At 70.2% G+C, this 24,877-nt stretch carries 20 protein-coding genes; 12 read left to right on the top strand and 8 right to left on the bottom strand.

Features of this window, described 5'->3' with window-relative positions; all coding sequences use genetic code 11:
* Nucleotides 1-10: 10 nt before the first annotated feature.
* Nucleotides 11-1,300, top strand: coding sequence for an acyltransferase (locus tag AABN02_RS04525; RefSeq protein WP_338413725.1), 1,290 nt, complete (start codon nt 11-13; stop codon nt 1,298-1,300).
* Here AABN02_RS04525 and AABN02_RS04520 read toward each other — a convergent pair.
* Complete coding sequence (locus tag AABN02_RS04520; protein ID WP_338413724.1) at nt 1,239-2,051, bottom strand: ferritin-like domain-containing protein; 813 nt, start codon at nt 2,049-2,051, stop codon at nt 1,239-1,241. The genes AABN02_RS04525 and AABN02_RS04520 overlap by 62 nt on opposite strands.
* A 53-nt stretch (nt 2,052-2,104) precedes the next feature.
* On the opposite strand from AABN02_RS04520, the gene AABN02_RS04515 reads away from it, so the two are divergent.
* Both AABN02_RS04515 and AABN02_RS04510 read left to right on the top strand, forming a co-directional pair.
* Nucleotides 2,105-2,632, top strand: coding sequence for a gamma carbonic anhydrase family protein (locus AABN02_RS04515; protein ID WP_338413723.1), 528 nt, complete (start codon nt 2,105-2,107; stop codon nt 2,630-2,632).
* Nucleotides 2,629-3,606 carry an Hsp33 family molecular chaperone HslO gene (locus AABN02_RS04510; protein ID WP_338413722.1) on the top strand — a complete coding sequence of 326 codons (978 nt, stop codon included), beginning with the start codon at nt 2,629-2,631 and terminating at the stop codon, nt 3,604-3,606. The genes AABN02_RS04515 and AABN02_RS04510 overlap by 4 nt, the downstream gene beginning before the upstream one ends.
* 10 nt (nt 3,607-3,616) lie before the next feature.
* Here the strand turns inward: AABN02_RS04510 and AABN02_RS04505 are convergent, their stop codons facing one another.
* Nucleotides 3,617-4,558, bottom strand: a complete 942-nt coding sequence (locus tag AABN02_RS04505; RefSeq protein WP_338413721.1) for an alpha/beta hydrolase — start codon at nt 4,556-4,558, stop codon at nt 3,617-3,619.
* A gap of 173 nt (nt 4,559-4,731) precedes the next feature.
* On the opposite strand from AABN02_RS04505, the gene AABN02_RS04500 reads away from it, so the two are divergent.
* The gene (locus AABN02_RS04500) at nt 4,732-5,577 is read left to right on the top strand and encodes a basic amino acid ABC transporter substrate-binding protein (RefSeq protein WP_338413720.1); all 846 of its coding nucleotides are present in this window, start codon (nt 4,732-4,734) and stop codon (nt 5,575-5,577) included.
* On the opposite strand, the gene AABN02_RS04495 is transcribed toward AABN02_RS04500, so the two are convergent.
* Nucleotides 5,570-8,083: an EAL domain-containing protein gene (locus tag AABN02_RS04495; RefSeq protein ID WP_338413719.1), complete on the bottom strand. Its 2,514-nt coding sequence runs from the start codon at nt 8,081-8,083 to the stop codon at nt 5,570-5,572. The two genes, AABN02_RS04500 and AABN02_RS04495, sit on opposite strands and share 8 nt — an antisense overlap.
* A 171-nt stretch (nt 8,084-8,254) precedes the next feature.
* On the opposite strand from AABN02_RS04495, the gene AABN02_RS04490 reads away from it, so the two are divergent.
* A complete protein-coding gene (locus AABN02_RS04490; protein WP_338413845.1) occupies nt 8,255-9,007 on the top strand; it encodes an amino acid ABC transporter permease in 753 nt (250 codons plus the stop codon).
* A gap of 209 nt (nt 9,008-9,216) precedes the next feature.
* Entirely contained in the window at nt 9,217-10,152 is a 936-nt protein-coding gene (locus AABN02_RS04485; RefSeq protein ID WP_338413718.1) for a porin, read from the top strand.
* Nucleotides 10,153-10,237: 85 nt separating this feature from the next.
* Here the strand turns inward: AABN02_RS04485 and AABN02_RS04480 are convergent, their stop codons facing one another.
* Nucleotides 10,238-11,209, bottom strand: coding sequence for a tripartite tricarboxylate transporter substrate binding protein BugE (locus tag AABN02_RS04480; RefSeq protein WP_338413717.1), 972 nt, complete (start codon nt 11,207-11,209; stop codon nt 10,238-10,240).
* Between the two features lie 134 nt (nt 11,210-11,343).
* On the opposite strand from AABN02_RS04480, the gene AABN02_RS04475 reads away from it, so the two are divergent.
* Nucleotides 11,344-12,252, top strand: coding sequence for an AEC family transporter (locus AABN02_RS04475; protein WP_338413844.1), 909 nt, complete (start codon nt 11,344-11,346; stop codon nt 12,250-12,252).
* Here AABN02_RS04475 and queG read toward each other — a convergent pair.
* On the bottom strand, nt 12,159-13,358 hold the full coding sequence (queG, locus tag AABN02_RS04470; protein ID WP_338413716.1) for a tRNA epoxyqueuosine(34) reductase QueG: 1,200 nt from the start codon (nt 13,356-13,358) through the stop codon (nt 12,159-12,161). The genes AABN02_RS04475 and queG overlap by 94 nt on opposite strands.
* Before the next feature lie 3 nt (nt 13,359-13,361).
* Here queG and tsaE point away from each other — a divergent pair, with 3 nt between their 5' ends.
* From tsaE to AABN02_RS04455, 3 genes are read left to right on the top strand one after another with little or no spacing between them, the layout of a single operon-like run.
* Nucleotides 13,362-13,853: a tRNA (adenosine(37)-N6)-threonylcarbamoyltransferase complex ATPase subunit type 1 TsaE gene (gene tsaE, locus AABN02_RS04465; protein WP_338413715.1), complete on the top strand. Its 492-nt coding sequence runs from the start codon at nt 13,362-13,364 to the stop codon at nt 13,851-13,853.
* Nucleotides 13,850-15,373, top strand: coding sequence for an N-acetylmuramoyl-L-alanine amidase (locus AABN02_RS04460; RefSeq protein WP_338413714.1), 1,524 nt, complete (start codon nt 13,850-13,852; stop codon nt 15,371-15,373). The genes tsaE and AABN02_RS04460 overlap by 4 nt, the downstream gene beginning before the upstream one ends.
* Nucleotides 15,370-16,779 carry a hypothetical protein gene (locus AABN02_RS04455; RefSeq protein WP_338413713.1) on the top strand — a complete coding sequence of 470 codons (1,410 nt, stop codon included), beginning with the start codon at nt 15,370-15,372 and terminating at the stop codon, nt 16,777-16,779. The genes AABN02_RS04460 and AABN02_RS04455 overlap by 4 nt, the downstream gene beginning before the upstream one ends.
* On the opposite strand, the gene AABN02_RS04450 is transcribed toward AABN02_RS04455, so the two are convergent.
* The gene (locus tag AABN02_RS04450) at nt 16,766-17,437 is read right to left on the bottom strand and encodes a VTT domain-containing protein (RefSeq protein ID WP_338413712.1); all 672 of its coding nucleotides are present in this window, start codon (nt 17,435-17,437) and stop codon (nt 16,766-16,768) included. The genes AABN02_RS04455 and AABN02_RS04450 overlap by 14 nt on opposite strands.
* A gap of 186 nt (nt 17,438-17,623) precedes the next feature.
* On the opposite strand from AABN02_RS04450, the gene AABN02_RS04445 reads away from it, so the two are divergent.
* Both AABN02_RS04445 and mutL read left to right on the top strand, forming a co-directional pair.
* On the top strand, nt 17,624-18,742 hold the full coding sequence (locus tag AABN02_RS04445; protein ID WP_338413711.1) for an ABC transporter substrate-binding protein: 1,119 nt from the start codon (nt 17,624-17,626) through the stop codon (nt 18,740-18,742).
* A 56-nt stretch (nt 18,743-18,798) separates the two neighbouring features.
* Nucleotides 18,799-20,667 carry a DNA mismatch repair endonuclease MutL gene (mutL, locus tag AABN02_RS04440; protein WP_338413710.1) on the top strand — a complete coding sequence of 623 codons (1,869 nt, stop codon included), beginning with the start codon at nt 18,799-18,801 and terminating at the stop codon, nt 20,665-20,667.
* A 16-nt stretch (nt 20,668-20,683) separates the two neighbouring features.
* Here the strand turns inward: mutL and AABN02_RS04435 are convergent, their stop codons facing one another.
* Both AABN02_RS04435 and AABN02_RS04430 read right to left on the bottom strand, forming a co-directional pair.
* A complete protein-coding gene (locus tag AABN02_RS04435) occupies nt 20,684-23,254 on the bottom strand; it encodes an ATPase, T2SS/T4P/T4SS family (protein WP_338413709.1) in 2,571 nt (856 codons plus the stop codon).
* A 124-nt stretch (nt 23,255-23,378) separates the two neighbouring features.
* Nucleotides 23,379-24,875 (bottom strand): hypothetical protein, encoded by a 1,497-nt coding sequence (locus tag AABN02_RS04430; RefSeq protein ID WP_338413708.1) that lies wholly within the window; start codon nt 24,873-24,875, stop codon nt 23,379-23,381.
* Between the last annotated feature and the right edge of the window lie 2 nt (nt 24,876-24,877).

Raw genomic sequence — 24,877 nt, 5'->3', positions numbered from 1 at the left:
CATCGCCGCCGTGACTGCGCGCACCCCCTCTCCTGCGGCCTCGGGCCACCTCGCCCACCTGCCCTCGCTCGACGGCCTGCGCGGCATCGCCGTCCTGCTGGTGCTGCTGCACAACTTCGACGTGCTCGACCTGGGCGGCGCGCATGCGCTCGGGCCGTTGCTGGTCAAGGAGTTCTTCTACATCGGCTGGATCGGCGTGCAGCTGTTCTTCGTGCTCAGCGGCTACCTGATCACGCGCGGACTGCTGGTCACGCAGGGCCAGCCGGACTACTTCGAGCGCTTCTTCCTCAAGCGGGTGCTGCGGATCTTCCCGCTGTACTACCTGGCGCTGCTGGTGTTCCTGGTGCTGCTGCCAGCCACCGGATGGGTGGAGCAGCGGTCGATGCAGTACAGCCCGCTGTGGCTGTGGGCCTACCTGTCGAACTGGACCACGCCGTTCGAGCCCACGGGCGGCCCGCTGCCGCACTTCTGGTCGCTGGCGGTGGAAGAGCAGTTCTACCTCGTCTGGCCGCTGCTGCTGTGGAAGCTGCGGCTGCGCCACGTCTGGTGGCTGTGCCTGGGACTGACGGCGCTGAGCCCGCTGCTGCGCCTGCTGCTGGTCCGGCAGGGGTTTCCGGACGAGGCGCTCTACGAATTCACCTTCAGCCGCATGGACGCGCTGACCGCCGGCGCCGCGCTGGCCGCGTGGGACCACGGCCGCGCGCTGCATGGCGCCACCCGCTGGCGGGCCTGGCATCTGCAGCTGCTCGGCCTGCTGCTGCTCGTGGCGGCGGCGGTGGCCTCGCATGGCTTCCGGCGCATCGGTGCCCTGCCGCAGGTGCTGGGCTACAGCCTGCTGGCACTCAGCTTCGCGGCCCTCACCGGCTGGGCCGTGCTGACCGACCAGGCGCGCAGCCGCGGCGCCAGTGTCAGCCGCTGGAGCGCCGTGCTGCGCTGGCCGGTGCTGCGGCGCTTCGGGCAGTACAGCTACGCGATCTACGTCTTCCACAAACCGCTGCAGGACCTCGTCGGCGAGCCACTGCTGGTGCGCTGGACCGGCCAGGTGCACACGGCGGATCTCGGTGTCGCGCTGGGCTATTTCGCGGGCGCGACCACGGTCACCTTCGGCGTGGCCTGGCTGTCGTGGCACCTGTTCGAGCGCCACTTCCTGGCGCTGAAAGACCGGCTGTCGGCACCCCCTGCCCGGCCGACCCAGCACGGCATCCGCGGCACGGTGACGGCCGCGCAGCGCCGCCGCTTCAGGGAGCCGAAGGCAGCGGTGCGGGTTGCCCTTCTAGGTAGGCGAGTTCCTCCTCGCTGAAGCCGGCCTGCAGGCGCGCCGCGCGGTTGAACGGTGGACGCAGCCGCGGCGCCTCGTACTGCGCCACCAGCACGCGGTAATGCGCCACCGGATCGAGCCCCGCGCGTTCGCAGGCCCAGCGGTACCAGTGGTTGCCGATCGCCACATGCCCGACCTCGTCGCGCAGGATGACGTCAAGGATCTCCACCGCGCGCAGGTCGCCCGCCCGGCGCAGCTTGGTCTGGATCAGCGGCGTGGCGTCCAGCCCGCGCGCCTCCAGCGTGCGCGGCACCAGCGCCATGCGGGCCACGAAGTCCCCGCTGGTCTTGCGCGTCATGGTCCACAGGCCGTCGTGGGCCTCGAAATCGCCGTAGACGTGGCCGAGCGTGGCCAGGTGCTCCGCCACCAGCAGGTGGTGGGTGGATTCCTCGGCGGCCACGCGCAGCCAGTCGAGGTAATACGCTGGCGGCAGGCCAGGGAAACGCCAACAAGCATCCAGGGCCAGGTTGATCGCGTTGAATTCGATGTGCGCGATCGCGTGCATCAGCGCGGCCCGTCCCTCCAGCGTGAACGGCGAGCGCGGCGGCACCCCGTCCGCCCGCACCAGCACCGGCCGCGCAGGGCGGCCGGGCAGATCGGCGGGCTCGGCCAGCACGGCGGCGGGGTCGAGCGGCAAGGTCTCCGCCTGCGCCCAGAGGGCCTGCACGGCGTATGCTTTGCGCACCGGATCGGCGATGCACAAGGCCTCAAGGGCCAGTTGTCGTAAGTCCATCCCTGGAATTTTCCCCCTAATTTCTCCCTTTTCCCGCAAGGCAAGGAGTGGCAATGGCCATCTTTCAGCTCGGCGAACATGCGCCGCAGATCCACCCGACGGCGTTTGTCGCCGACAACGCACAGCTCATCGGCCGCGTCCACATGGCCGAGGACAGCAGCGTCTGGTTCGGCGTGGTCGTGCGCGGCGACACCGACGACATCCGCATCGGCCGCGGCAGCAATGTGCAGGACAACACCGTGCTGCACACGGACGACGGCATCGAACTGGTGATCGGTGAGAACGTCACCGTCGGCCACCAGTGCATGCTGCACGGCTGCACCATCGGCGACCACTCGCTGATCGGCATCGGCGCCATCGTGCTCAACGGCGCGAAGATCGGCGCCCACAGCATCGTCGGCGCGGGCGCCCTCGTCACCGAAGGCAAGGAATTCCCGGACTACTCGATGATCCTGGGCAGCCCCGCCAAGGTGGTGAAGACGCTCACGCCCGAACAGGCGGCGCAGTTCGCCCAGGGCGCCGCCCACTACGTGGCCAACGCCCAGCGCTACCAGCGCGACCTGAAGCAGGTGACCCGATGAGCAGCAGCGATCTCCAGAACGGCGAACTCCACAAGTTCATCTTCGAGGGCCTGCCGGTGCGCGGCGTGCTGGTGCGGCTGACCGGCGCGTGGACCGACATCCTGGCCCGGCGGGCCCAGTCCGGTGGGTATCCGGCCCCGGTGCGGCAGCTGCTGGGCGAGATGACCGCGGCCGCCGCGCTGATGCAGGCGGGCATCAAGTTCAACGGCTCGCTGATCCTGCAGATGCAGGGCGACGGGCCGGTGGCGCTGGCGGTGGCCGAAGCGCAATCGGACCTCTCGCTGCGCGCGACGGCACAGATCACGGGCGAGATCCCGGAAAATGCCCGGCTCGAAGCGCTGCTGAACGTGCACGGCCGCGGCCGCTGCGCCATCACGCTCGACCCCAAGGACCGCCAGCCCGGCCAGCAGTCCTACCAGGGCGTGGTGCCGCTGCACGGCGACCGGGGCGAGCCGCTGCAGAACCTCTCCGAGGTGCTGGAGCACTACATGCTGCAGTCCGAGCAGCTCGACACCCGGCTGGTGCTGGCCGCCGACGACCACGTCGCGGCCGGTCTGCTGATCCAGCGCCTGCCGATCGAGGGCGAAGGCAACCTCGGCGGCCGCAGCAACGAGGACGAGATCGGACTGAACGAAGCCTTCAACCGCATCGCCCATTTCGCCGCCACGCTGACGCAGGAAGAGCTGCTGACGCTGGACACGCCCACCATCCTGCACCGCCTGTTCTGGGAAGAGGAGCTGCGCCTGTTCGAGCCGATGACGCCGCGCTTCGCCTGCACCTGCTCGCGCGAGCGGGTCGGGCGGATGCTGGTCAGCCTGGGCCGCGAGGAAATCGAGAGCGTGCTGGCCGAGCAGGGGCAGGTGGAGGTGACCTGCGAGTTCTGCGGCCAGCGCCAGACCTTCGACCCGGTCGATGCGGCGGAGCTGTTCCTGTCCGCCGCTGCGCACGTGCCGGGGTCGCCGACGGTCCAGTGAAACCGGAAGGTCAGGCCGTCAGGGCACGGCGCAGGACCCCGGCGCAGAGGTCCACCGCCGTGTTCGCCTCGTCGAGCACCCGGCCCATGGTGATGAAGCCGTGGATCTGGCGCTCGAAGCAGAGGTACTGCACCCGGTTGCCGGCCGCACTCAGGCGGTCGGCGTACTGGCGGCCCTCGTCGCGCAGCGGGTCGAAGCCGGCGGTGAGGACCAGCGCTGGCGGCAGGTTCTGCAGGTCCTCGCGCAGCAGCGGCGAGGCGCGCCAGTCGCTCCACTGCCCGGGATCCGGCATGTAGTGGCCGCGGTAGTAGGCGATCGAGTCGGCGGTCAGCATGTAGCCCTGGGCACAGGCCGTGTGCGAGGGTGCCACGGCGCGCATGTCGGTCGCCGGGTAGACCAGCAGCTGGAAGGCGATCGGCAGATCGCCCGCATCGCGCGCCGCCAGCGCCACCACCGCCGCCAAGTTGCCGCCCGCGCTGTCGCCACCGATGGCCAGCCGGGTCACGTCGAGTGCCAGTTCGCCCGCGTGCGCATGCACCCAGCGGGTGGCGGCCAGCGTGTCGTCGACCGCGGCCGGAAACCGGTGCTCCGGCCCCATGCGGTAATCGACCGACACCACCGCGCAGCCCGCCCCATTGGCCAGCTGGCGGCACAGCGTGTCGTGCGTGTCGCGGTCGCCGATGGTCCAGCCACCGCCGTGGTAGTAGACCAGCACCGGCAGCACGGCCTGCGGCGCTGCACCGGCCGGGCGGATCAGCCGCAGCGGAATGTCGCCATGCGGCCCGCTGGCCACCAGCTCCTGCACCAGCGACACCGCGGGTGGATCGGGCTGCGTGAAGAAGCGACGCTCGCGGAAGAAGCGGCGCGCCTCCTCGGGCGTCAGCAGGTGGGTGGGTGGCACGCCGCGCGCGGCGACGAGGTCCATCAGGGCACGGGCTTGGGGATCGAGCAACATCGTCACCTCGGCGACAGGGTGGAACAGACAGCGGTACTGCGGCGGATCAAGTCGCGCAGCAACTCGGGCAAACCGCCGGAATCAGGGTGCAAAGGCCCCTTAAACTGACAAGTCTGCGCCTGTTGAAGGCATTCGCTGATTCTCCGACTTCCAAGTTCATCAGGATACCCATGACGCATTCCCGGACCACCCGCCGCTTCCTGAAAACCTCCAGCCTGCTGATCGCCGGTCTGGTGCTGGCCGCCTGTGGCAAGCAGGAAGCCCCCGCCCCGGCCGCGCCGGCCGCATCGACTGCCGCAGCGCCCCCGCCAGCCGCCAAGGTCTACGTCGTCGGCACGGACGCCGCCTACGCCCCGTTCGAGTCGCAGAACGAGAAGGGCGAGATCGTCGGCTTCGACATCGACGTCGTCTCGGCCGTGGCGAAGAAGGCCGGCATCGAGGTCAAGTTCGTCAACACGCCGTGGGAAGGCATCTTCAACAACCTCACCCAAGGCGACCGCGACCTGCTGGTCTCGGCGATCACGATCACCGACGAGCGCAAGCAGACGATGGACTTCTCGGCGCCCTACTTCGACGCGCAGCAGCTCATCGCGGTCAAGGCCACCTCGAAGATCACCAGGTTCGACGACCTGAAGAAGCTCAAGGTCGGCGTGCAGACCGGCACCACCGGCGACGAGGTCGTCAGCAAGCTGCTCGGCAAGACCAGCACGTCCATCAAGCGTTTCGAATCGACGCCGCTGGCGCTGAAGGAACTCGAAGCCAGCGGCGTGGACGCGGTCGTGGCCGACAACGGGGTCGTGATCCACTACGTGACGAACAATGCCGGCGCGACGTTCAAGACCGTCAGCGACACCGCGTTCACCCCCGAGCAGTACGGCCTGGCCGTCAACAAGGGCAACGTCGAGCTGCTGGAGAAGGTCAACAAGGGCCTGGCCGACATCAAGGCCGACGGCACCTACGCCAAGATCTACGCCCAGTACTTCGGCGCGGCACCGGCCGCCGCCGTCGTCAAGTAAGCAGCGGCACGCCCCAGGACTGCCGCCACAGCTCGAACTCGGCGGCAGGCATCGGGCGGGCAAACAGGAAGCCCTGCCCCTGGTCGCAACCGAGGTCCGCCAGCAAGCCGCACTGGCCCTCGGTTTCCACCCCCTCGGCGACCACCTTCAGCCCGAGGCCGTGGGCCAGCGCGATGATGGTGCCGGCGATGCTCAGGTCGCGGCCGTCACGCTCGATGCTGTTGACGAAGCTGCGGTCGATCTTGAGCACGTCCACCGGCAGGTGCTTGAGGTAGGACAGGCTGGAATAGCCCGTGCCGAAGTCGTCGATCGACAGCGTCACCCCCGTGCGCCGCAGTTCGCCGAGCAGCGCCCCCGGCTCGCCACCGGCGTCCATCAGGGTCGACTCGGTGATCTCCAGCTCCAGCACGTTCGGCGGCAGCGCATGCTCCGCGCGCAAGTGGCGCAGCAGCGCCGGCAGGCCCGGATCGCTGAAATGCCGCGCGCCCAGGTTCACCGCCACCGGCAGCCAGCCCAGTCCCTGTGCGTGCCAGCGCGCGATCTGCGCCGCCACCTCGTGCAGCATCCACTCGCCGATCACCACGATCAGGTCGCTCTGCTCGGCCACCGGGATGAAACGCGCCGGCTGGATCCAGCCCTGGTCCGGGTGTTTCCAGCGCACCAGCGCCTCGGCGCCGATCACCGTGCGCGTCGGCAGGTCGAGCTTGGGCTGGTACCAGGCCCGCAGCTCGCCGGCCGCCACACCGCGCCGCAGCGCCGACACCAGGATCAGCCGTTCCAGCGAGGCCTGGTTCATCTGCGGATCGTAGAAGCGCCAGGTGTTGCGGCCGTCGTCCTTGGCACCGTTGAGCGCACTCTCGGCGTTGCGCAGCAGCACGTCGCTGGCCTGGCCGTCGCCCGGAAACAGGCTGATGCCGGCCGACACGGTCACCGTCAGCTCGTGGCCCTGGATCGACAGCGGCGCCGACAGCGTGGCCAGCAGGTCCCGCACCCGCTCCACGCACTGGTCCCGCCCGATGCGCTCCAGCAGCACGACGAACTCGTCGCCCCCCAGGCGCCCGACGAACAGGCCCTGGCGAATCAGCGGCCGCAGACGGGCCGCCGTCTCGACCAGCACGGCATCCCCGGCCGCGTGGCCCATCGAGTCGTTGATGGACTTGAACCCGTCCAGCCCGAGCACCAGCACCGCCGCCTGGACGTTGGGCGCCTGGGGCGACGGTCGGGCCGAGATCGCCTGCTGCAGCCGCACGCCGATGGCCTGCCGGTTCGGCAGATCGGTCAGCTCGTCGTGGCGGCTGAGGTAGTCGGTGCGCTCCTCGGCCTGGCGCAGCCGCGACAGGTCGGCGCCGATGCCGACGTAGTGGGTGATGTCGCCGTCGGCATCGCGCAGCGCCGTGACGGTCTGCAGCAGCGGATAGATGCGTCCGTCCTTGGCGCGGTTCCAGAACTCGCCCTGGAAGGTGTCGGCCTCGCGCAGGTCGCTCCACATGCGCGCATAGAAGGCGGGGTTCAGTCGCCCGGCGTCCAGCAGGCCCGGGTTGCGGCCCATCACCTCGTGGGCCTCGTAGCCGCTGGTGCGGGTGTAGGCGGCGTTGATGGCGACGATGCGGTTCTGCGCGTCGGTGACGACGATGGACTCGCTCGCCGAATCGAAGATGCGGGCGGACAGGCGCATGCGCTCTTCCTCGCGCTTGCGCTCGCTGATGTCGCGCACGATGCCGTTGATCTCGACCGTGCGTCCGCGTTCGTCGCGGACCATCTCCGCATTGAGCTGCAACCAGCGCTCGGGCGGACCGCAGTCCAGCCGGACCTCGATGTCCAGCGCCCCGCTGCCGAGCGCGGACTGCCAGTGCCGGCGCAGACGGGCCTGGTCACGCGGCGCAAACAGCGTCATCGCGCGCTCGAAATCCAGCGCCGAGCCCGGCGCGATGCCGAACATCTCGCAGGCCTTCTCGCAGGGCAGCATGCAGTCCATGGCCGCGTCCGCCCACCAGCTGCCGAGGCCGGCGGCACGTTGCGCGCTGCGCAGACGCGCCTCGCTGCGGCTCAGCAACTCGGCCGCCGTGCGGCGTTCGAACCAGCGCGCCAGCTCCCGCGCCAGCGCCAGCAGCAGCTCCGGATCGGGAAGCGGGTCGCAGGGCAGCCCGGTGTCCGGGTCGATGCAGGCCAGATCGATGCGGCCGAGGCTGGTGCCGCCCATCCTGATCCGTTCCGACAGGCGCCAGCCGGTGGCCGGGGCCTCGTCCCCCGCCCGGCAGCCACTCAGCGTCACGCAGGTCTGCACCGTTTCCGGCCGCGCGAACGCCAGCGGCAGGCAGAGCACCACCACCTGCGCGGCCTGGGTATAGCTCAGCGAGAAGTCGCCCAGCGACGCGCTCACCTCGAACAGGCAACGGGTCTCGCGCAGGCGGGCATCCAGCTGGCGGGAGCGTTCTTCCAGCGCTGCGGCCAGCGCATCCCGGTCGGCCGCATCTTCCAGTCCGTTGGTGGTCGCTCCTGCTTGCATCGGTACCTGATCTCCTGGGTGGTCGTACAACCCATTCTGCAGCGCCCCGGCGCTTTTCAGCGGCTGTACCCGGAAACTCCCCGGAGCCCCCGCGTAAACTCGCACAGCACGAAGCAGGAATCCCTGGATTCGACACCGTCAACCAACTCGACCGACTAGACCAACACCATGATGGACTTGCGCTGGGACATTCTGGCTGGTTACGGGCCGCTATTCGCCGAAGGCGTGATCACCACCATCGAGCTGACGCTGGTGGCCATCGTCGCGGGCCTCGCACTCGGCATCACGTTCGGGCTGATCAGCAGTTCGGTCAATGCGCCGCCGCCGCGTTCGCTCGCCTGGTCCTGGACGCTGAAGGGCTTGCGGGCTATCACCACGGCCTATGTGACCTTCTTCCGCGGCACGCCGCTGTTCGTGCAGATCCTGCTGGTGCACTTCGCGCTGATGCCCGCGCTGATCCACCCCGACAGCGGCTGGCTGCTCAGCGGCGACGCCGCGCGCACCTTCCGCCAGGAGCATGGCGCCTTCTTCTCGGGCTGCCTCGCGCTGAGCCTGAACGCCGGCGCCTACATCTCCGAGATCTTCCGCGCCGGCATCCAGAGCATCCACCTCGGCCAGACACAGGCCGGCTACTCGCTGGGCCTGACCCACGCGCAGAGCATGCGCTTCGTCATCCTGCCGCAGGCCTTCCGCCGCATGGTGCCGGCGCTGGTCAACGAGGGCATCACGCTGATCAAGGACTCCTCGCTGGTCTCGGCCATCGGACTGGCCGAACTGGCGCTCGCCGCCCGCACGGTGGCCGGGGCGTACTCCCGCTACTGGGAGCCCTATCTGGCCATTTCTGCCATTTACCTGGTGCTGACGCTGGTACTTTCGACACTCGCCAAACGGCTGGAGACACCGGCCTACCAGCGGGGTCGCTGACCTGTGTGGTGCATCACGCACAGACCCGAGGCACGGGCTGCACAGCGCTTGTGCCGTGTTGTTTGAAACCAACATTTCAGCCGTTGCGCACTGACCGCAGCAGGGTCGAACCAGGGTTATCGCTGAAATTAGCTCCTAGAATGAAACGGAACCGGCGCCATTCGTGACAAGCCGTGGATCCCGAAATTCAAACTTCTAGGACGTTACACATGATCAAGCGCACCATCGCACTCGCCGTGCTGGCAACCCTGGCCTCCGGCGCAGCATTCGCTCAAAGCACCGTGACGCTGTACGGCCGTCTGAACGTGACCGCCGAGCGCCAGAAGATCGGCTCCGCCAAGGCGGTCTACGACCTTTCGAACAACAGCTCGCGTCTCGGCCTGAAGGGCGAAGAAGACCTGGGTGGCGGTCTCAAGGCCGGCTTCATCCTCGAGCACGGCTTCGACCCGACGACCGGCGCTGGCGCTGCCACTTTCTGGGGCCGCCAGTCCGAAGCCTATCTGTCGAGCAACTTCGGCATGGTCCGCATCGGCAACTTCAGCAGCGAAGCCCAACTCGCCACCGGCGACTGGGTCAGCATGCACAACCATGACACCGGCACCTCCGCCGACCGTCTGTATGCCTACTTCGGCAGCGACGTGAACAAGGTGGCCTACCGCGCCCCGACGTTCGTCAAGAACCTGACCCTCGAAGCTTCGGCAGCCGAAGGTTCGTCGACGACCAAGCGCACCTATGACCTGGCCGCCAACTACGAGCTGGGCGCGCTGAAGCTGGGCGCCGGCTACAACAAGCAAGGCGACCAGAAGCAGGTCGCCCTGCGTGCCATGTATGACATCGGCGCCTTCACGCTGGGCACCTACGTGCAGCGCGACACCAACGGCATCGCCGCTGGCAGCCGCAACAACCTGCGTCTGGCTGGCATGTACACGATGGGTGCGTCGGAGTTCCACGCCAACGTCGGCGTCGCTGGCAAGATCGGCTCGATCGCCAACAGCAAGGCCACCCAGGCCACCATCGGCTACAACTACAACCTGAGCAAGCGCACCAAGGTCTACACCTACTACACGCGCTTCAACGACGGCGCCGCTGCCGTGTACGGCGGCGACTTCAGCTCGCTGGCCGTCGGTCTGCGCCACAACTTCTGATCGACTCCGGTCGATGCCCCCTCCCCGGGGGCGCATGAAAAAGCCGGTCCCAGCGACCGGCTTTTTTTCGTCTGGCGCCCGATGATCAGTCCAGACGCAGCTTCTGCACCTCGACCACCTTCTTGTAGACCTCGAACTCGGCCTTGATCTGCGCGGTGAACTGCTCGGGCGTGTTCGCCACGATCACCGAACCGGTCTCCTCGATGCGCTTCTTCACGACCGGATCCTCCAGCGTCTTGCGCACGGCCGCGCCGATCTTGTCCACGACGTCGCGCGGCGTGCCCTTGGGCGCGACGAAGCCATAGAAGGCCATGCGGTTCACCGGCTCCAGCCCGACTTCCTTGAAGGTCGGCACCTCCGGCAGCACGGCCAGCCGCTGCGGCGCGGCCACGACGATGGGAATCAGCCGGCCGTCCTTGATGAAGGGCAGCGCCGAGGGCATGTTGTCGAAGATCATCGGCACCTGGCCGGCCACCGTGTCGTTGAGTGCCGGGCCAGCGCCACGGTAGGGGATGTGGGTGATGAAGACCCCCGACAGATTCTTGTACAGCTCCATCTGCAGGTGGCCGATGCCGCCGGTGCCCGAGGTGGCGTAGCTGTAGCGGCCCGGGCTCTTCTTCAGCACTTCGACAAAGGTCTTGTAGTCGCGCGCCAGAAAGCTCGGGTGCACGGCGATCACGTTCGGCGTGGCCGCGATGTTGATGATCGGCGTGAAGTCGGTGAGCGGGTTGTACGGGGTCTTCGGGTTGATGGCCGGGTTGGCCGCCACCGTCGACACCGTGGCCATGCCCAGCGTGTAGCCGTCGGGCGCGGCCTTGGCCAGTTCGTTGGCGCCGATGATGCCGCCGCCACCGGCCTTGTTCTCGACGATCAGCGACTGGCCCAGCGCCGGGCCGATCTTCTCGGCAATGATGCGGGCGATGATGTCCGTGGTACCGCCGGGTGCGAATGGCACGATCACCTTGACGGGCCTGGCAGGAAAGCCCTGCGCCTGCACCGCGAGTGGGGCAGTCAGGGCCGCGACGGCGGCAGTGGCGAGGATCTGGCGTCGGTTCATCATCCGGAAAACTCCTTGAAAATCGTGGGCCGCCGATGGCGGGCAACGGCTCGGATTCTGAAGCCACAGCCCGGGGCGCGGTTGTGGTTGGTGCGTAGGGGAAAACCAGACGGCTGCGCTAGGCTGTTGCCATGCTGAACATCGCCCTGCTGCTGCTCCCCGACTTCCTGCTGATCGTCGCCGGCTTTGCCCTGTGCCGCTGGACAGCGCTCGACCGGGTCGTGTGGGGCGGCGTCGAGCGGCTGGTGTACTGGCTGCTCTTCCCGGTGCTGCTGTTCACCTCGATCGTGCGCAGCCCGCTGCAGCCCGCGGCCACCCTCGGGCTGGCGACCGGCGGCCTGCTCACGGTCGGCACCGGCATCGTGCTGGCGTCGCTGCTGCGCTCGGTGCGGGGGGTGGATGCGCACCTGCAGGCCTCGGGCGCGCAGGTGGCGTTCCGCTTCAACTCGTATGTTGCGCTGGCGCTGGCGGAGCGGCTGGGCGGCAGTGCGTCCGTCGCCTGGGTGGCGCTGCTGATCGCGCTGTGCGTGCCGCTGTGCAACATCGGCGCGGTGTGGAGCCTGGCGCGCCACGGCGGCCACAGCACCGGGCGCGAGCTGCTGCGCAACCCGCTGATCCTGGCGACCGTGGCCGGGCTGGTCGCCAATCTGGCGGGGCTGAAGCTGCCGCAGGTGGTCGACATCACCTTCGGGCGCATCGGTGGCGCCGCGCTGCCGCTCGGATTGATGGCGGTCGGCGCGGGGCTGCAGTTCGGCGGGCTGCGCAAGGCGCCGGGGCTGGCGGTCACGCTGCTGGGGATCCGGCACGCGGTGCTGCCCGCGGTCGGGCTGCTGCTCGGCGTGCTGCTGGTGCTGCCGACCGGACAAGCGCAGATCCTCGTCGCCTTCGCCGCGATGCCGACCGCGTCCAGCTGCTACGTGCTGGCCGCGCGCATGGGCGGCGACGGGGTCTACGTCGCCGGGCTGGTGACGGCGTCCACGCTGCTGGGCATGGTCAGCGTGCCGGTGGCGCTGACGCTGTTCTCGCGGCTGCACGGCGGCTGAGCCAGCGCCCAGTCGATGTGCTCGGCCAGCAAAGGGCTGGCGCCGGGCCGTTGCGCCGCCAGCGCCTCGGCGATCGCCGGATCACCCGTCTCGCGCCACGCATTGCCCAGCGCCACCGCCACATTGCGCTGCCAGCGGGCGTGGCCGATGCGGCGGATCGGGCTGCCCTCGGTGCGCTGCAGGAAGGTTGCCTCGTCCCAGGCCCACAGCGCCAGCAGCGTCGGCGCCTGCAGGGGCGCACGCGCGTCGAAATCCGGCAGCGTGCTGCGCTGGGCGAACTTGTTCCACGGGCACACGCGCTGGCAGTCGTCGCAGCCATAGACCCGGTTGCCGATCGCGGCGCGGAACTCGACCGGGATCGGCCCGTCGTGCTCGATCGTCAGGTAGCTGATGCAGCGCCGCGCGTCCACCCGGTAGGGGGCGACGATGGCTGCGGTCGGGCAGGCGTCGATGCAGGCGCTGCACTGGCCGCAGTGCGCCTCGGCCGGCGGCGTCACGGGCAGCGGCAGGTCGATGAACAGCTCGCCCAGGAAAAACATCGAGCCGGCCGAGCGGTCCAGCAGCAGCGTGTGCTTGCCGCGCCAGCCCAGGCCGCTGCGGCCGGCGAGTTCGACCTCCAGCACCGGCGCCGAATCGCAGAAGACTCGGTGGCCGAAGGGGCCGATCTCGGCGGCGATGCGGTCCGCCAGCCGCTGCAGGCGCGCGCGCAGCACCTTGTGGTAGTCGCGGCCCCTCGCATAGACCGACACCACCGCCTCGCCGGGCTGCGCGGCGCGGGCGGCTTCCTGCGCCCGCCAGTCGGCCGGGGTGTCGCGCGGCAGGTAATCCATGCGCGCCGTGATGACCCGCACGGTGCCCGGGACCAGCTCGGCCGGCCGCGCCCGCTTGAGCCCGTGCGCGGCCATGTAGCCCATGCTGCCGTGGAAACCAGCCGACAGCCAGGCCACAAGACCCGGCTCGGCTGTTGCCAGATGTACATCGGCCACGCCGATCTGTGAGAATCCCAGCTCGACAGCCCAGGTCCGTACCAGCCCGGCGAGCCGTTCAGGATCGGGCGCCACCGGCACGGGAACGGGCGAACCCGACGCATTACTGAGGTCGTTCATCCGGTGATTCTAGAAACCCGCCAGCAGCACTGGTCCGACGAAGCCGCCTGCGAGGCCACCGCCCGCGCCCTGGCCCGCCATCCGGCGCTGCGCCGCGCCTGCATCGAACTGCACGGCCCCCTCGGCGCCGGCAAGACCACCTTTGCCCGCCACCTGCTGCGCGCGCTCGGCGTGAGCGGCCGCATCAAGAGCCCGAGCTACGCCATCGTCGAGCCGCACGAGGTGCCCGCGACCGCCGAAGCCGACAAACTGGACATCTGGCACTTCGATTTCTACCGATTCGGCGATCCCCGGGAGTGGGAGGATGCCGGCTTTCGCGACCTGTTCGCCAGTCCCGGCCTGAAACTGGTCGAGTGGCCTGAAAAGGCCAGCGGCTTGCTGCCGGTGCCGGACCTCTCGCTGTCGCTGCTGCCGCAAGGCGAGGACAGCCGGACGGCGCAGTGGCAAGCCTGCACGCCGCTGGGCGCGGCGCTGTTGAACGAGACCCTGCCATGAACCACGCCAATCCAGACCTTGCCCACGCCACAGATGTTCCGCACGCAGTGAGCCGCCGTGGCTGGTTCCGCCAGGCGGGCGCGCTCGTGCTCGTGCTCGGTGCCGGCGACCTGGTGCACGGCGCCACGCTGGTGGCCGTGCGGGTCTGGCCCGCGGCCGACTACACGCGGGTGACGCTCGAATCCGACACCGCGCTCGAAGCCCGCCACTTCGTCACCGCCGGTCCGGCGCGGCTGGTGATCGACATCGACGGCCTCGAACTCAGTCCGCAGCTGCGTGAGCTGGTCGCCAAGATCGGCACCAACGACCCGCACATCGCCGGTGTGCGTCTTGGCCAGAGCCAGCCCAGGCAGGTCCGCATGGTGTTCGACCTCAAGCAGGCGAGCACGCCCCAAGTCTTCACGCTCTCGCCGATCGCGCCCTACCGCTACCGGCTGGTGTTCGACCTCTACCCCGCGCAGGCGCCCGACCCGCTGCTGGCGCTGGTGAAGGAGCGCGAAGCCTCCCCGACGCCACTGCCGGTCCAGCCCCCACCGGCGACCACCACGGCCGAAGCCTCGGCCCGCGCCGCATCCGATGTGGACGACGCACTCGGCGAGTTCATCGGCCGGGTCGACCGCCCGGTGCGCCCGCCGCTGCCCATGCCTCCGGCACCCCCCGCTGTCGCGCTGAAGCCGGAGCCGGTGAACCCGGCCGGCAGCGTCAGCGCGCCGACCGCTCCGACGGCACCACCGCCGCCACCGCGGGTCGCCACCGCGCCGGCCTCCGCGGAAGGTGCACCCGCCGTCCCTCCAGGCCGCGGCGGCATCAACCGGCTGGTCATCGTCGCCATCGATCCGGGCCACGGCGGCGAGGATCCCGGCGCCATCGGCCCGACCGGCCTGCGCGAGAAGGACGTCGTGCTGCAGATCGCCAAGCAGTTGCAGGAGCGCATCAACGCCCGCCCCGGGATGCGTGCCATGCTGACCCGCGACGCCGACTTCTTCGTGCCGCTGCACGAGCGTGTCAACAAGGCCCGCCGCGTGCAGGCCGACCTGTTCCTCTCCATCCACGCCGACGCCTTCATCACGCCGGAGGCCCGCGGCGCCTCGGTGTTCGCGCTGTCGGACTCGGGCGCGACCAGCACGGCCGCCCGCTGGATGGCCAAGCGCGAAAACGCCTCGGACGCCATCGGCGGCATCAACGTCACCAGCAAGGACACGCACGTGCTGCGCGCCCTGCTCGACATGAGCACGACGGCGCAGATCAAGGACAGCCTGCGCGTCGGCCGCGAGGTGCTGGGCAACATCGGGCAGGTCGGCAAGCTGCACAAGGGGCAGGTCGAACAGGCCGGCTTCGCCGTGCTCAAGGCACCGGACATCCCGTCCATCCTGGTCGAGACCGCCTTCATCTCCAATCCCCAGGAAGAAGCCAAGCTGCGCGACGAGGACTACCAGGCGCAACTCGTCAAGGCCGTCTACACCGGCATCGTGCGCTACTTCTCCCGCAACCCGCCCCTGGCCCGCGAGCGTCTGCTATGAAGCTGAACCCTGTCCTGGCAGCACTGCTGCTGAGCACCGCGGTGTTCTCTGCCGCGGCACAGTCGGCGCCATCGGGCACCACGCTACCTGCCGCCGCCACCTGTCCGACCGGCCTGCCCGAGGGCGCACGCTGCCTGAACGGCCGCGACTACCTCGGCGCCTGGTACTGGATCGCGGTGCCGAAGGACTGGAAGCCGGAGACGGGCGTGCTGGTGGTCCACGCCCACGGCGGCCCCGCGCTTGGCGAGCCGACACTCGCCCGCGCCACCGCCGATCTGCAGCGCTGGAACGTGATGCTGCGCGCCGGCCACGCCTGGGCGGGATCGAGCTTCCGGCAGGGTGGCGTCGAGGTGCTGGCGGCAGGCGAAGATACCGAGCGGCTGCGCCAGCTCACCGTCGCCGCCATCGGCCAGCCGCGCCGCACCCTGCTGCACGGCCAGAGCTGGGGCGCCGGTGTCGCCGCCCGCATGGCCGAGCGCTACGTCACCCCCGACATCGACCCGCGCCGCACCACACCCGGCGCCCTGCCCTACGACGCCGTGCTGCTCACCAGCGGCGTGCTGGCGGGCGGCACCCGCGCCTACGATGTGCGAATCGACCTGCGCGTGCTCTACCAGGCGCTGTGCAGCAACCACCCGAAGCCCGACGAGACCGCCTATCCGCTGTGGATGGGTCTGCCGCCGGAAGCGAAACTGTCCCGCGTGGAACTGGCCGAGCGGGTCGATGCCTGCCTGGGCGTGCAGCGCAAGCCTGCCGAGCGCAGCGCCGCCCAGCAGCAGCGCCTGAACACGCTCACCCGCGTGGTGAAGCTGCCCGAGCAGGAGATCCTGCCGCACCTGAACTGGGCGACCTGGCATTTCCAGGACATCGCGATGCGCAAGCTGAAAGGCCGCAACCCGTTCGGCAACGAAGGGGTGCAGTACGCCGGCGCGCCCGATGACACGGCGCTGAACCGCGACGTGCTGCGCTACAGGGCCGACCCGGCCGCACTGGCCGAACTCGCCCGCGACACCGACCCGACCGGCCGCCTGCTACTACCAACACTGACGCTGCACGGCATCGACGACATGACCGCCTTCGTCGAGATGGAGTCCTACTTCCGCGACAACGTGACCGAGTCGGGCGCGGCGGACCGGCTGGTGCAGGTCTACACCGCCGACCACGAGCACAGCTACTCCAGTGACGCGCAGTACGTGAGCGCCGTCGGCGCACTGCTGGACTGGGTGGACAAGGGGAACAAGCCGGACGCGGCCGGACTGGCCCAGCGCTGCAAGGCCTTGCCGTCGCAGTGGCAACCGGCCAGCGGCTGCCGCATCCGTGTCGATTACCAGCCGGCCTCGCTCGACAGCCGCGTCCCGGCGCGTCGCCGCGCCGAGACCGCGACCCCGGGCGTCAAACGGCCCTGACCTTGGCGGCCTGGGCCTTGGCTTCGTTGCGGCGCGCTTTCCAGGCGCCGAACAGCACCAGCAGCCCGGGAATCCCGATCATCGACCAGATGATCTTGTCCAGGTGCTGCTTCACCCACGGCACATTGCCGAAGAAGTAGCCGACCGTCACGATGCCGCCCACCCACAGCGCGCCGCCGGTCACGTCATAGAACGTGAACTTGCTGCGCGTCATCTGCGCGACGCCGGCCACGAAGGGCGCGAAGGTCCGCACGAAGGGCATGAAGCGGGCAATGATGATCGTCACGCCGCCGCGGCGCTCGTAGAACTCGTGCGCCTGCTGGAAGGCCCGCTTGTTGAACCAGCGGCTGTCTTCCCACTGGAACACCTTGGGCCCGATGGTGCGACCGATGGTGTAGTTGCACTGGTTGCCCAGCACGGCGGCCGCGAACAGCAGGCCGACCGACAGCGTGTAGTCCATCAGGCCCACACCGCACATCGCGCCGACCACGAAGAGCAGCGAATCGCCCGGCAGGAAGGGCATCACGACCACCCCCGTCTCGACGAAGATGATCAGGAACAGCAGCGCATAGACCCAGGCTCCGTAGGTGGTGACGAAGGTGGCCAGGTGCTTGTCCACATGGAGGATGAAATCGAAGAGGAAGGGCAGAAGATCCATGGCGCGGGAGATTAACACCGCCACATGGCAGCAGATTGCGCAATTCCACACGTCCCCGCCCGGCGCAGCCCGTGGAAGGACATGACAAGTGAATATCCGCTAGGCACACTCGGCGCCGTCCATTCCGGGGATTGACAGTCGGTCCCCGCCTCCGCGTCTCTTCTTCCCGCCCCCTTTCCTGTATCCATGCAACGGAGAAGCTTCGTCCTGACGAGCGCCGGCGCTGCGCTGGCGTGGTCCGCCGGTCCGGTCCGGGCCGCTTCCGACCTCGTGTTCGGACAGTCGGCACCGCTCACGGGCCCGCTGTCGCCGCCGGTCCTGGCCTTCAACGCCGGGGCCCAACTGGCCTTCGACACGCTCAACGCCCGCGGCGGTGTTGCCGGCCGGCGCCTGCGCTGGATCACCGCCGACGACCGGGGTGACCCCGCGCTGGCCCAGGCCATCTGCGACAAGCTGATCAACGAGCAGAACGCCACCGCCCTCTTCGGCTGCGCCGGCAGCATGAGCATGGCCGCCATCGAGCCGCTGCTGCGCCAGCACGGCGTCCCCGCACTGGGCGGACTCTGGGTGGCCGACTCGGTGCGGGCGCAGTGCCAGGGTGCCGCCTACTTCGTGCGCGCCAGCTACACCCAGGAAGCCGCGGCCCTGGCGCTGCACCTGGCCACCGTCGGCCTGCAGCGCATCGGCGTGGTGCACCTGGCCAGCCCGTTCGGCGAGGAAGGCCTGAAGCTGATCGCCGACGCCCTCACCGCGCAGGGCCTGACGCTGGCCGGCACCGCCGCCGTCACCCCCGACGGCGCCACCGCGCAGGAAGCCGCCCGCAAGCTGCTCGCGCTGGCCCCGCAGGCCATCGTGATGTTCATCAACGGCTCGCAGGCCGCCACCGTGATGGCCACCGCCGCCGAGCTGCGCCGCCACCCGGCGTTCTACGGCCTGTCGATCGTCTCCGACGAGGACGCCATCCGCCGCATCGGCGCACAGGCGCGCGGGCTGGCGATTTCCCAGGTCGTCCCCTACCCCTGGAGCGAGAGCGACCGGCAGATCGCCGACTACCGCGCCCTGGCCACCGCCGCCAAGGTGCCCATCGGCTATGCGAGTCTGGAGGGCTGGCTCAACGCGCAGGTGCTGATCGAGGCGCTGCAGCGCTGCCGCGGCGAGTTCAGCCGCGCCCGGCTGCACGCCACGCTGAAGGTGCTGCAGTGGTACGTCGCCGGCATGACCGTGAACTTCAGCCGCCAGGAGCTGAGCGGCTCGCGCTTCGTCGAGCTGGTGCAGCTGACCGAGACCGGCCGCTACCTGCACTGAAGCCTGCATTTCACCGCACTGCACCGCGCCCGGGCCGGGTTCCTACAATCCGCCCCATGTCGATCCTCCCTCCCCCGCGCCGCCCCATCCGTGAACTGCCCGACGAGCTGATCAGCCAGATCGCCGCGGGCGAGGTGGTCGAGCGCCCCGCCTCGGTCGTGCGCGAACTGCTGGACAACGCGCTGGACGCCGGCGCCGCGCAGATCACCGTGCGCCTGAGCGCCGGCGGCGTGCGCGCCATCGTGGTCGAGGACGACGGCGCGGGCATCCCCGACAACGAGCTGCCGCTGGCCCTGCGCCGCCACGCCACCAGCAAGATCGGCTCGCTCAGCGACCTGGAGCAGGTCGGCACGATGGGCTTTCGTGGCGAGGCGCTGGCCGCCATCGGCTCGGTGGCCGAGCTGTCGATCACCAGCCGCACCGCCGACGGCCCGCACGCCCAGCGCATCGACGCCCGCACCGGCGAGATGGCCCCGGCGGCCCGCGCCACCGGCACCACGGTCGAGGTGCGCGAGCTGTTCTTCTCCACCCCGGCACGGCGCAAGTTCCTCAAGACCGACGCGACCGAGCTGGGCCACTGCCTCGAAGCCGTGCGGCGCCACGCGCTGGTGCATCCGGACGTCGGATTCGCGGTCTGGCACGAGGGCAAGCTGGTCGAGCAGCTCCGCGCCGCCTCGGCCGAGCAGCGCCTGCGCGACGTGCTGGGGGCGGACTTCATCGCCGCGAGCCGGCCCGTCGCGGTGCAGGTGGGTCCGCTGGCGATCAGTGGCCGGGTCGGACTGCCCGAAGCAGCGCGGGCGCGGGCGGATCTGCAGTACGCCTACGTCAACGGCCGCCACGTGCGCGACCGGCTGATCGGGCACGGCGTGCGCGCGGCCTACGAGGACGTGCTGCATGGTTCGCGGCAGCCGAGCTATGTGCTGCGCATCGACATCGCGCCGGACAGGGTCGACGTGAACGTGCACCCGACCAAGATCGAGGTGCGCTTTCGCGATTCGCGCGAGGTGCACCAGGCGGTGCGGCGGGCGGTGGAACAGGCGCTGGCGCCGTCGCGCACGGCGGATGCGCCCGGCGACGAGACAGGCGATCCGCTCGCCGAACCCATGCGCCCCTCGTCGCAGACCGTGGACGCGCCACCCTCCCCGATGCCTGCGTGGCGCCCGCCGCCGCAGATCCAGGGCACGCTGGTGCTGCAACACGCAGCCGCCCTGCACGCCCGCGAGATGCCGCCCGACTGGCCCAGAAGCCCGAGCGCCGCGCCGGTGGTGAACGCCACGCCAGTGCCAGCATCAGCATCAGCATCAGCATCCACATCCGCACCCACCGAGGAATGGCCGCTCGGCCGCGCGCTGGCGCAACTCGGCGGCCTCTACGTGCTGGCCGAGAACCGCCACGGCCTGGTGATCGTCGACATGCACGCCGCGCACGAGCGCATCGTCTACGAACAGCTCAAGGCACGGCTCGGCGATGGTTCGGGCGAGCGCACGATCGACAGCCAGCCGCTGCTGATCCCGGCCACCTTCTCGGCCACGCCGAACGAAGTCGCCGCTGCCGAGTCGCACACCGCCACGCTGGCGCGGCTCGGGCTGGATGTGGCGCCGCTGTCGCCGGGCGTGCTGGCCGTGCGCGCCGTGCCCGCGGCGCTGCGGGATGCGGATGCGGTGGCGCTGGCGCGGTCGGTGCTCGCCGAGTTGTCGGAGCACGAGGCCAGCGCGCTGGTGCAGCGGGCGCACGACGAGATCCTGTCCACCATGGCCTGCCACGGCGCCGTGCGCGCCAACCGCCGGCTGACGCTGGAGGAGATGAACGCCCTGCTGCGCGACATGGAACGCACCGAGCGCGCCGACCTGTGCAACCACGGCCGCCCGACCTGGCGCCAGGTGACGATCCGGGAACTCGACACGCTGTTCCTGCGCGGGCGCTGAACCGCGTTGCCCAGGTTCAGAGATCGGCGACGGAGCGCACCTCGTCCATGCTGGTCAGCCCCGCCAGCATCTTCTCCACGGCGTCCTGCCGCAGCGTGCGCATGCCGTCCACCAGTCCCTGGCGCTGGATGTTCCAGGCCGGCGCGCCCGCGCGGATCAGCCGGCGCAGCTCCCGGTTGATCACCAGCAGCTCGTGCACCGCCACCCGGCCGCGGTACCCCGAGTCGCGGCAGCGCTCGCAACCCGCACTCTGGTAGCGGCGCAGGCGGCCGTCGCGGCCATAACGCTCCAGCCAGCTCGCGCGCAGTTGCTCGCGCTCGACGTCGGCGGCTTCCACTGCGGCGCCGTGGAAGTAACCTTCGATCCACTCGTCGATTTCCGGATCCTTCGCCGAGCGGCTCATGCGGCAGGCGCTGCACAAGCGGCGCAGCAGGCGCTGGGCATGCACCCCAAGCAGCGCGTCGCCGAGGTTCCATGGCTCCACGCCCATGTCCAGCAGGCGCTGGATCGCCTCGGAGGCCGTGCGCCCCGGCATCGACGCCAGCACCAGCCGGCCCGACACCGCCGCTTCGGTCGCCAGCCGCGCGGTGGCGGCGTCGCGGATCGTGTCGATCAGGATGATGTCGGCGTCCGCGGATAGCACCGCCCGCAGCGCCTGCTCGTGCGTGTGGCCGTTGCGCGGGTTCACCTCGATCTGGCGCACACCGGGCAGGCTCATCTCGATGCGCTCCTCGATGGAGACGATCTTGCGGTCCGGCTGGTTCACCAGCGCCAGCTCGGCGAACAGGGTCGTGGTGCGCCCGGAGCGGGCCGGGCCGACCGTGAGCAGCATCCCCGACGGGCGCTGGAGCATGGCGCCGATGCGCTCCTGGTCCTGCGTCGTCAGGCCCAGACCGTCGAACTTCAAGGTCTTCAGCCGCGTCGGCAGCCCGAGCACGACGTCCTCGAAACCGCCGTGTGTCGGCAGCGTCGTCACGCGCAGCTCGATCTTGTGCGCCTGCATCAGCCGCGAGAACGCCAGCCGGCCTTCCTGCGGGCGACGGGTGTCGCTGACGTCCAGTTCGGCGAGCGTCTTGATGCGCGGAATCAGGCTGTTGCGGTAGCTGCCGGGCAACTCGCTGTGCGGCTCCATGCGGCCGTCGCGGCGCAGGCGCACCCAGAGCTTGTCCTCGCTGGGGTGGTTTTCCAGATGGATGCTGCTGGCGCCGCGGCCCATGGCGTCGGCCACCAGCGTGATCAGCAGCTGCACGACCGGGCCGCTCGCGCGCTCGGCCTTGTCGGTCTTGGACGACTTGCCCGCGCGCCGGCCAGTGCTCGCCTCGGTCGCGTCGCCCGCATCGGCAGCGGCCCCTGGCGCGGCGGATCCACCCTCCAGATCCGGCATCGGCAGGCGTTCGTAGCCGCGCTCGATCGCCGCCTTCAGATCGCCCGTGCCGGCCAGCGCGGGCGCGATCGCGCAGTGGGTCAGCGTCTGCAGCTGCTCCAGCACGGCCTGGCGGGTCACGTCCTGCATCGCCACCACCAGCCGGCCGGCGCGGTGCACCAGCGGCAGCACCTCCAGCGTGCGCGCCAGATCGACCGGCAGCCGGGCCAGCGCCTCGATCTGCGGCTTGAAAGTGCTCAGGTTGACGACCGGATAGCCCAGCTTGCGCGCCAGCGCCACGCGCAGCTGCTGCTGCGTGACCCACTCGCGGCTCAGCAGCACCTCGCCCAGCGGCTGCATGCGCTCGGTGACCTGCTGGCCCAGCACTTCGCCGATCTGCTCGTCGGTGACATAGCCCAGCGCCACCAGCGCCTCGCCCAGCCGCACCATGGGCATGCGTGCCTGCTTGTCCAGCGCCGAGAGCAGCTGTTCGGGCGTGACGATCTGGCGCGCGACCAGCAGCTCGCCGAGCTTCTGGCCGCGGTTCTTCTTCTGGATCTGCACCGCCTGCTCGACCTGCTCCGGCGTGATCGCCGCCTCTTCCACCAGCAGCTTGCCCAGCCGCTCGCCGACCAGCACGCGGTCGTAGGCCGAACGCGGCATGAAGGAGGTCTGCACCGTGCCGCGGTCGTCCAGCGGTGCGAACAGGAACAGGCCGACCTCGTTCTCGACATGGCCGACCGTGACGCCGCCCACCGAGCCGCCGCCGTTGAGGTGGACGGTGTAGGGCTGGGCGGCGTGGTGTTCGAGCACCTGGGTGTGTTCTTCGGAGGCCAGCTCGGCCGGCGTCGCGGGGGGCGTCGCCTCGGCGGGAGCGGGAGCCGCCGCCTGGCGGGCCAGCGGCACGGTGGGCGTGCGCAGCGTGATGCGCCGGATCTGGTCGAAGCGCATCGGCAGCGAGATGCGCTCCGGCGGCACCTGCACCCGCGCGATGCCTGCCGACACCTCCATCGCCATCAGCTCGCCGGTCATCAGGTTGCCGGTGCGCCCCTCGATCTCGCAGGCCAGCGGCTCGCGCTGCGGCTCGGGCAGCGCGTAGGCCGCGAACGGTGGCGTCGGCCAGGCGAACGGCGCGTCACCGCCCTTGCGCGGGCGCGCCGACAGCGGCAGCGGCGCTTCGGCCAGCGTGGCGGACTTCAGATGCGACTGGGACAGATCGGACATGGGCGGTTCCTGGAGGCGGGCAAACAAGCCGTCGTGTCGGCGCGCCGCGCGCACCGGGACGGATGGATGCTAGGGAAGCCACGGAACCGGAAACGACCGAATAGATGCGTTTTGCCGGGGCGTCTCACCCCAGGCGCTGCACCAGCCAGCGCACCTTGTCCAGCGCCGCCATCGCCTGCGCGACCGCCTCGGCACGCCCCTTTGGCGACCGGGCTGCATCCACCACCGTGCGGGCGCTGGCACACAGGCGCAGCGCACTGACCGGCTGACCGTCACGCTGGCCACAGGCGACCGGCTGGCCGAGCTGGAAGCGCATTGCGGCCAGCGGCGGATCACCGACGCCCGCATCGCCCTGCGCCAGCGCGCGGTGCAGATCCACCATCTCGCTCAGGCTCAGTGGCGTGCGGCGGCCGTCCGCGCCGCGGCGGTAGACGAGGAAAGGGAAGATGGTCTGGTGCCGGTCCCAGCGTCCGCCGGACCAGCGGCCACCCCGCGCCCCATCGAGCGGTGCGACCGGCAGCATGCCGAAGGTCGCGTCCGAGCGCAGCCGCTCGCCCACGGCCTGCCCCCAGCCTTGCAGGAAGCGGTCGACGAGCGGCTCCGGCACCGCGCGAAAGCGCTGCAGCTCCACCAGCGCGGCCTGCCAGCGCAGCAGCAGGCCGGGGTTGGGTTCGTCGTCCAGCACCTCGGCGGCCGGCCAGTGGTCCGGCCAGAGGCTGCGGGCGGTGTAGATGCGCAGGGCCTGCAACGGGCGCCGGCGCGCGCGGCGGGCCAGCGCTGGCGGCAGCAGCAGCGCGCCGCAGAAGGCCGGCCCGGTGACGAACTTGGACCCCGTGATCGCCACCATGAAATCCTGCGCCAGGTAATCGGCCAGCGACGCGGGCGCGAGCCGGAACTGGCAGGCATCGACCAGCACTTCCAGCCGCTCGCCGTGGCGCTTGTGCAGGCGGGCAGCGCAGGCCACCGATGGCGCCAGCAGGCCGGTCTTGGACAGGTCCGTGAGGACCAGCAGGCAGCGCCGACCCGCCTGCAGGACCTGCTCCACGCCCGCGGCGAAGTCGGCATCGACCTCCTCCGCGCTGCGCAGCCGGCCGTCGGCCTGGCGCAGCGCGACGCTGATCGGCTCGCACGGTGACTGCGCGGAGATCGGCGCACCCCGTGACACGGTGTGGCCCTGGCAGGTGCCCGCAGCGAAATGGCAGGCGGCCAGTGCAGCGGGCACGCCGCTGCCGGTCTCGGATGCTTCGGCCATGACCGCCTGCACCGCCACACCGGGCCCGCGGGTGACCAGCTGGGTGGCAAAGAGATGCAGATCGGTGCCGGACGCTGCCAGCACGGCCTCGGTGCCGGGCACGGCGTCGGCGCCGCTGAGCTGCAGCAGCGTGCCTCGCAGCCGGGCGGCCTCCGGCACGTGCTCGCCCCGCCGGGCCGCCAGCCGCACGCACAGCGCCGCGGCGGCCTCGAAGGCCGGCTCGGAAATCACCGAGGCTGTCGACGAGCCGAGGGCCACCAGCTCCGGATCCGGCAGCGGCGGACAGCCATAGGCATTGGCCCCTGCCCCGCTCAGCGTGATGCGGGCGTCACCGCCTTCGGTCAGGGAACGTGCTGCGATCGTGCGCATGC

Source organism: uncultured Sphaerotilus sp. (assembly GCF_963924895.1).
In the GTDB taxonomy this organism is placed as follows: Bacteria; Pseudomonadota; Gammaproteobacteria; order Burkholderiales; family Burkholderiaceae_C; genus Sphaerotilus.
This window is presented reverse-complemented; position numbering and strand designations above follow the sequence as displayed.